Source organism: Cupriavidus sp. WS (assembly GCF_000395345.1).
Taxonomy (GTDB): Bacteria; Pseudomonadota; Gammaproteobacteria; order Burkholderiales; family Burkholderiaceae; genus Cupriavidus; species Cupriavidus basilensis_B.
Genome location: NZ_AQPL01000061.1, coordinates 21,670 through 28,065, shown reverse-complemented (window position 1 = coordinate 28,065; position 6,396 = coordinate 21,670). Strand labels below are relative to the sequence as shown.

The 6,396-nt window shown below is 66.3% G+C and carries 9 protein-coding genes; 4 read left to right on the top strand and 5 right to left on the bottom strand.

Annotated elements, in window-relative coordinates; genetic code table 11:
* Positions 1–116: 116 nt before the first annotated feature.
* Positions 117–473 carry an acyltransferase family protein gene (locus tag K206_RS43630; RefSeq protein WP_231401566.1) on the bottom strand — a complete coding sequence of 119 codons (357 nt, stop codon included), beginning with the start codon at positions 471–473 and terminating at the stop codon, positions 117–119.
* A 428-nt stretch (positions 474–901) separates the two neighbouring features.
* Here K206_RS43630 and K206_RS0106275 point away from each other — a divergent pair, with 428 nt between their 5' ends.
* Entirely contained in the window at positions 902–1,363 is a 462-nt protein-coding gene (locus K206_RS0106275; RefSeq protein WP_020201561.1) for a CopD family protein, read from the top strand.
* Positions 1,351–1,686, top strand: coding sequence for a PIN domain-containing protein (locus K206_RS43625; protein ID WP_196812848.1), 336 nt, complete (start codon positions 1,351–1,353; stop codon positions 1,684–1,686). Before K206_RS0106275 ends, K206_RS43625 begins: the two co-directional genes overlap by 13 nt.
* A gap of 63 nt (positions 1,687–1,749) precedes the next feature.
* Here K206_RS43625 and K206_RS0106265 read toward each other — a convergent pair whose 3' ends face one another.
* Positions 1,750–2,913, bottom strand: coding sequence for a GGDEF domain-containing protein (locus tag K206_RS0106265; protein WP_155887979.1), 1,164 nt, complete (start codon positions 2,911–2,913; stop codon positions 1,750–1,752).
* Positions 2,914–3,266: 353 nt separating this feature from the next.
* On the opposite strand from K206_RS0106265, the gene K206_RS37650 reads away from it, so the two are divergent.
* Positions 3,267–4,094, top strand: coding sequence for a hypothetical protein (locus K206_RS37650; RefSeq protein ID WP_020201558.1), 828 nt, complete (start codon positions 3,267–3,269; stop codon positions 4,092–4,094).
* 41 nt (positions 4,095–4,135) lie between these two features.
* On the opposite strand, the gene K206_RS0106255 is transcribed toward K206_RS37650, so the two are convergent.
* Entirely contained in the window at positions 4,136–4,666 is a 531-nt protein-coding gene (locus K206_RS0106255) for a hypothetical protein (protein WP_369796868.1), read from the bottom strand.
* 122 nt (positions 4,667–4,788) lie between these two features.
* Here K206_RS0106255 and K206_RS0106250 point away from each other — a divergent pair, with 122 nt between their 5' ends.
* Positions 4,789–5,136 (top strand): winged helix-turn-helix domain-containing protein, encoded by a 348-nt coding sequence (locus K206_RS0106250; RefSeq protein WP_020201556.1) that lies wholly within the window; start codon positions 4,789–4,791, stop codon positions 5,134–5,136.
* Positions 5,137–5,205: 69 nt separating this feature from the next.
* Here K206_RS0106250 and K206_RS0106245 read toward each other — a convergent pair whose 3' ends face one another.
* The gene (locus K206_RS0106245; RefSeq protein ID WP_020201555.1) at positions 5,206–5,691 is read right to left on the bottom strand and encodes a hypothetical protein; all 486 of its coding nucleotides are present in this window, start codon (positions 5,689–5,691) and stop codon (positions 5,206–5,208) included.
* A 243-nt stretch (positions 5,692–5,934) separates the two neighbouring features.
* A complete protein-coding gene (locus K206_RS0106240; protein WP_020201554.1) occupies positions 5,935–6,276 on the bottom strand; it encodes a hypothetical protein in 342 nt (113 codons plus the stop codon).
* Positions 6,277–6,396: the final 120 nt, after the last annotated feature.

The following is a 6,396-nucleotide window of genomic DNA, read 5'->3' as shown; positions in this document are numbered from 1 at the left end:
GCGTTTGCATACGAAAGAAGCATACATGCAGAAACTACCATCCAGATTTTTTTTTCGCTCCATTTGTTCATGACAACATTCATTGCTTGCTGAGTCAAGAATAAGCAAGTAACGAACTAGAATACACCGGTCGCACCTGCCAAGTATCTTCCACCAATACAAATGCGCACTAGTTCTTCCATTGCAGCCATCTCGCCGTCGGCCACAAGAAATTTGAGCGCACGAGGAAGGGCAAGTAGCACAAGGAATGCTACGTATGGGATCAGCAGGTGTCGAGCTTTGCGAGCGAAGTATTCGGCACGTCGCCTCTGAACCGTGAAAAGATATCCACTTAAAAAAAAGAACAGTGGCATGTGAAAAAGGAAAATCAATTGTGCGGGTAGACCTGAGAAGACATGGCCAGCAACCACTGCAGCTATCCCTAGACCTTTTAGGCAATCGACCCAAAGAAGCGGCATTGAAGTGTCTTGCATCTTGGCCACGGGCACTCCTGAGGCTGGCTTACGATGCAAATCGAGCCAGGCGGCTGTCGGAAAGCAAGAAGTATCTGCCGACATTGCCTCCATCAGTTCCCCCATGATAGGGGGCAGAGAGCATTTTTTGGTTCTGTTGTCTCTGATACCGACAGCATTGTCCAATGACTGTGTAATTATTCCATCCCTGCTGACTTCGAATTGTTCCTTCCCGTAGCATCCTTTCATCCCAAAGCAGGTTCTTTGTGCTGTCCTGATAGGCAGATGGGCCAGATAATGCAAATGCGCCGGTAATCCATTTCGGTGACGCAACCTGCCCACGCGGGCCGCGCGCAGGGCTAGAATGCGGCATTCTTCCAACAGTCCCGGCTCGGCGCGCTATCCTGCGCTGTCCCGCCTAGCCCCGCCCACCCCCAAAGCCGCTGCCCATGAGCCTCGAACCCGTCCTGCGCTTCCTCCACATTGCCGGCGTCACCCTGTGGGTGGGCGGCATGTTCTTCGCCTACGTCTGCCTGCGCCCGGCCGCCGGCGCGCTGCTGGAGCCGCCCCAGCGGCTGCGCCTGTGGCGCGCCGTGTTCGCCACCTTCCTCGGCTGGGTGTGGGTGGCGGTGGCCGTCATCGCCGGCAGCGGCGCCATCATGATCGCCCGGGCGGGCATGGCCGCCGCGCCGCCGCACTGGCACCTGATGCTCGGCACCGGCCTGCTCATGATCGCGATCTTCGTCTACGTGTTCGCCGGCCCCTACGGCGCGCTGCGCCGCGCCGTGGACGCGCAGGACTGGCCGGCCGCCGGCGCCGCGCTGGGCCGCATCCGCCGGGCGGTGGGGGTGAACCTGCTGCTGGGCGGGCTCACCATCGCGGTGGCGACGCTGGGGCAGTGGCTGCGCTGACGGGCGGTTTTTCGCGCTGGCGCCAACGCCCCGGCCGGGGCGTTTTTCTTGTGTGCCGCATCCGGGCTGAATCGCGCTGCCGGGCGCGGGCGCAGCGCGTCGACCTGGCCCTGGGCGGCCTGCGGGTGCTGCCGCCCGACGGCGACGCGGACCGGCACTATGGCCTGCTGCGCGCTGACCTCGAACGCCGCGGGCAGTGGATCGGCGCCAACGGCATGCTGATCGCCGCGCACGCGATGGCGCTGGACGCCGTGCTGGTCACGGACGACACCGCGGCGTTCTCCCGCATCGGCGGGCTGCGGCTCGAGAACTGGATCGCCTGAACGGAGGCAGTCCGCAGGGGCGCGGCAAGCTACCGCGAGCCCGCCCGCGCTTCCCGGCGTTTGTCAGGCCGCCGCCTCCATCACCGACTCCACCCGGTTGCGGCCCGCGCTCTTGGCGCGGTACAGCGCGAGGTCGGCCCGCCCGACGGCGCCGTCGAGGCGGCGTTCGGCCTTGTCCACGCTCGCTACGCCGATGCTGATGGTCAGGTCGGTCACGCGCTTGCCGAAGAAGCGCGACGACGTTGCCCGCAGGCGCTCGGCCAGCGCCAGCGCTGCCGCCGGGGTGGTGCGCGGCAGCAGCACCAGGAACTCCTCTCCGCCGAAGCGGCCGGGATACGCGCCGGCCGGCAACTCGCGCTTGAGCATGGCGGAGAAATCGGTCAGCACGCGGTCGCCCTCGGCGTGGCCCATGCTGTCGTTGATGTGCTTGAAGTGGTCCAGGTCGATCAGCAGCAGCGCCATCTCGCCGCCATGCCCGGCCATGTGTTCCAGCTCGCGCTGGCCGGCGTCATAGAGCGCGCGGCGGTTGAGCAGTTGCGTGAGCGGATCGGTCCTGGAGAGGATGTCAAGCTCCACGTGCAGGCGCCGCGTGATGACCAGCATGAAGGCGACTGACAGACCGAGGTCCATCAGCGTGTAGGAACCCAGGTAGATGGCCTGGATCAGGTCGTCGGACGCGAACAGCTTCTGCCCGGCCAGCCCCGAGAACAGGCTCGCCACGCAGCGCGCCAGCACCACCAGCGTCTGCACCGTCAGCAGGAAGCCGAAGAAGCGCGCGCTGAAATCGCGCCCGCCGTGGCGCAGCACCAGCAGCGCCTGCGTGCCGAAGAACAGGCCCATGACCAGGGTCACGATGGTGACGCGCGCGTCGTAGCTCTCGTGCCCGTAGACAAACCACGTCAGCGCCAGCGTGGCCAGCACGACCACGACGGCCGCAGGCGCGCGCGCCTGCGGGCGGCCGTAGAAGACCTGCGTGCCCAGCGTCCACAGCGCCACCGCGGCGAGCAGCAGGCCGTTGCCCAGCACGATCGAGACCCAGTCCGGCGCGATGTCGCGCAGCCAGAACAGCGTCGGCGCCACCACCAGCACCAGCGAGCCGGCCACCCACTCCCCGATGCCGCGGATGCCGCGCGGGAAACTGCGGTACGCCGACAGCAGCACCACCGACATCAAGGCCGACATGATCGATGCAAGGAAGACCGTTGTCTTGAGATCAAGCTGAAGCATCGTGGGCGGCGTATCCCAGGCAGGGGCAGGAGCCTATGCTACCAAAGACCCGCCGCAATGGCATCGCGTTGCCACCGCGCGCGGCGCCGGCGGTCTTCCCGTTTGCCGCGCCGCATGGGGTCCGCGGCAGCCCGGAGCCGTACTCGCGCGCTTTGTCATCTCCCCCTTGCGAGGGGAAGGGAAATGCCGCATGGCTGCTCGCTCGTATTGTTATAATTTTTATATCAAAAACGACCATCGCAGCGGGCCACGCGCGCTGGGCGCCCTGACACACACGGTGCGGGCAATTGCTGGGGAGCGGCATGAGCGACAGGGGAAATGGACTGCCGGCATGGTCCGGAACGGGGGCGTGGATGCAGTCATCCGCATGGCGGGAGGCGAGGGTTTCCGCCAGCCGGGCGCGCACCGCGCCGGAAGACGAGCAGCGCGAAGCGGCGCAGGACAGCGTGGCGGTGACGGTCTCGCGCCATTGCCTGGATACCTACCTGGGGTCCTGCGCGGGCATGGAAGGCAATCCCGCGGCCAGCCTCTGGTTTTGCGATGTCCGCTCCAACAGCGAGCCCGTTGCGCCGGCCAGCATGCTGCTGCCGGTGGCGGCGCCGCTGGTGTGGGACGCGGCGTTCCGCCTGCGGCAGCGCGAGCTGCTCGCGCGCTGGGCCACGCAGCAGAAGATCGCGCGCATTGCCGCCGCGGTGTGCAACGCCGCGGGCGGCATGGCGCCGTGCGAGGCCAAGGAATACTTCGAACAGCATCTCTACGGCCCCGCGGGCCGGGAGTTCAAGCTCACCCTGTTCCCGCTGCCCACCGGCGAGGCCGGCGCCAGGAACTGGACCCGCGTCTACGGCAACCAGCCGGCGCTCAACCCGCAGGAACGCTACCTCGAACTCTGCCGCGACGGCATGCGCTTTCGCGCCATCGGCGCGCTGCGCCGGCAGCGGCAGCCCAAGGTGATCGTCTGCCTGGGCGCGCGCAACACCGATGACTTCCTGCGGGCCTTCGGCTTCGGCGGGACTTGCCCGACGCAGCACGTCCTGCAGCCCGCGGACCAGGGCAAGCTGATCCAGGTCTACGTGGACGGGCCCACCACCTTGCTGGTGTGCCCGCCGCTGAGCGGCGCCTCCGGGCTCAACTCCGACGTCCTGCAGACCGCCCTGGGCAGGTTCGTCGCCGGTTTCATGTAAGGCCCGGGAACCGGCCTGGCGCATGGCACGCGCTTGTTGCGCTACGCTCGCGTACCCGCGGCACGCGCCGGCCACAGGCGCAGCAAGGCCTTCATCGCGTAGATCACGATCAGCGTGCCGGACAGGTCGCCGACGAACATCGCCAGGAAACCATGCGCCAGTGCCGCGCGATTGCCGCGCAGCGCGAACCAGATGTGGTGCAGCAGCGGATTCGTCACCGCATATGCCAGCACGAACGCCAGCAGCCGCGCCGGCGTCAGGTTGGTCAGCGACGCCCGCAGGCCGAACGCATGCCGGGCAAGCCGGTAGACCAGGTACGGCGCCGCGCTCGCCAGGATGGCGCCGATGACCGCGCGCGCGGGATCGTCCGGAAAAAGATAAAAGACATTGACCAGCAACGAGGCAATCAGCAGCCCCGCCGCTCCCGCCGCGCCGAACAAAAGCGTGCATAGCAGCCGGACGCCCGCCGGTAAATAAATCCAATTAATTCCAGGCACAAATTCCAAATGCTGGAAAAGCCACTCATTTAGTGCCATCGCCAAAACAAAGAAAACAATTGTGACGAAGGCCATACTTAACTGGAGGCGAACATGGGGCATTGCCGTAAAATGCACCAGGGCATATAAAAAAAGGGCCTGATGATAGTCGATCCCGCGCGCCGGATACCGCGCTCCGTTTCCCGCAGGATGCCGTCGTGACGCGGCCGGCAGACATCTACCTGCGTTTTCTCCAGTTGGCCGAAGCAGTGCGGGGCTTGCCCTCGCTGCCGGCGCTCGACCCCCTCGAAGAACGGATTCTTGAACTGATCGCGCGTACCAGCCAGGCGCAGCAGCGCCTGTCGGTCAGGGACATGATGGCCCGCAGCGAACTGGGATCGCCCGCCACCCTGCACGCCCGTCTGAAGTCCATGCGCGAGAAAGGCTGGATCATGCTGACGGACACCGAGGACGCCCGCCGCAAGCAACTCGGGCTGACGCCCGAAGCGTTGCGCCATTTCGACAGACTGTCCGAATGCCTGGTCAACGCGACGAAAAGTCCCTGAACGAAAATCCCTGAACGCCGCGGGCGCGCAATGCGCGCGGCGCCCCGGCGCCCGATGCACGCAGTGCCGTCAGCCCTTCTGCGATTCCCTGGCCGGGCCGCGCGCGTCGCGGCGCCGCAAGGTCTCGCTGGCCACCGATTCCGACAAGAACAGCCACAGCGTGCGCACGCGGATCACGCCATCGCCGGGGCCGTCGTGCGTCAGGCGGCCCGCCACTTCCTCCAGCCTGGCGAACATCTCCGGGCGCAAGCGCGCGCGCAGCGCCTTCAGCTCGGCGGCCGGCACGGCAACCTCGTCGCGGTTGCCGAACACCACGCGCCCGACGACGAACAACACCGCGCCCAGCACCGCGGCGCCGATCCCCACGTTCTGGAAATCCTCGAGGTGGAAGCTGCTCGCCGCGAAGCACAGCACCGCCACCACCGCCGACAGCATGAAGGCCGCGCGCAGCACCACGAAGCTGCGCGGCTGCGAGATACGGCGGGTCAGCTCGCGCACGGCGTCGATTTCGTCTTGCTCCAGGACGTTGAGGACATTGGTGGTCGAAACTTTCATTGTTTTTACTAGGTCTCGTTTCGTCTGGGTACCGCCAGGCCGGCGCGCAGGGGCAGATGGGCAGCGCAGGTGCCCGGTAGGATGGTATTTCCGTATTTTGAGGCCGGGCGGCCATGCCGGCAATCGGGCTTTTACCCGGTATGCGCCCTCAGGGGAGGGGCCAAAAGGATGAACGGAGGGATATTCGGAGGGGTATTTGGAGAGGTATTCGGGCGGACGGCCGCCCGGCCGCGGCCACCGGCGTCAAAGCCCGAGGCTGGGCACGCGCGGCACTTGTTGCGACCGCACATTGAAATGCGGCTCGCCGAAGGCCTCCAGCAGGCGCGCAATCTCGCGGGCCGAATTCGCGCGCGTGGTGCGGATCTCGCTCAGCCGGCGCGGCGCCGCCGTGCCAGCCACCACGAAATGCCGCCGTACCGTTAGCAGCGACTCACGCGGCGGCGGAATCAGCACCGGATGCGCATCCTGGTCCTTGTAGCTGCCATAGGTCCAGCCCGACGGGGTCAGGTGCGCCTCGACCCAAACCTCGCCGGAAGCCAGCGCATCCGGCGCAGCCGCTTCGCCAATCGTCATCGCCTTGCGCATCGTTCCGCCTCTCGAACATCGGCCAGGCCAGCCGCCGGCGTACCGCCGCCAGGCCCGGCTGCCTGAAATCATTTCGCCCGCGCTCTGATTCTGGTTCGTGCGGCGGCGCGCCGGTACCCT

Excerpts from the sequence above, each read along its gene's own strand:
- K206_RS43630 (WP_231401566.1), bottom strand. The coding sequence starts at position 473 with ATGCAAGACACTTCAATGCCGCTTCTTTGGGTCGATTGCCTAAAAGGT.
- K206_RS0106275 (WP_020201561.1), top strand. The coding sequence starts at position 902 with ATGAGCCTCGAACCCGTCCTGCGCTTCCTCCACATTGCCGGCGTCACC.
- K206_RS0106265 (WP_155887979.1), bottom strand. The coding sequence starts at position 2,913 with ATGCTTCAGCTTGATCTCAAGACAACGGTCTTCCTTGCATCGATCATG.
- K206_RS37650 (WP_020201558.1), top strand. The coding sequence starts at position 3,267 with ATGCAGTCATCCGCATGGCGGGAGGCGAGGGTTTCCGCCAGCCGGGCG.
- K206_RS0106255 (WP_369796868.1), bottom strand. The coding sequence starts at position 4,666 with ATGGCCTTCGTCACAATTGTTTTCTTTGTTTTGGCGATGGCACTAAAT.
- K206_RS0106245 (WP_020201555.1), bottom strand. The coding sequence starts at position 5,691 with ATGAAAGTTTCGACCACCAATGTCCTCAACGTCCTGGAGCAAGACGAA.
- K206_RS0106240 (WP_020201554.1), bottom strand. The coding sequence starts at position 6,276 with ATGCGCAAGGCGATGACGATTGGCGAAGCGGCTGCGCCGGATGCGCTG.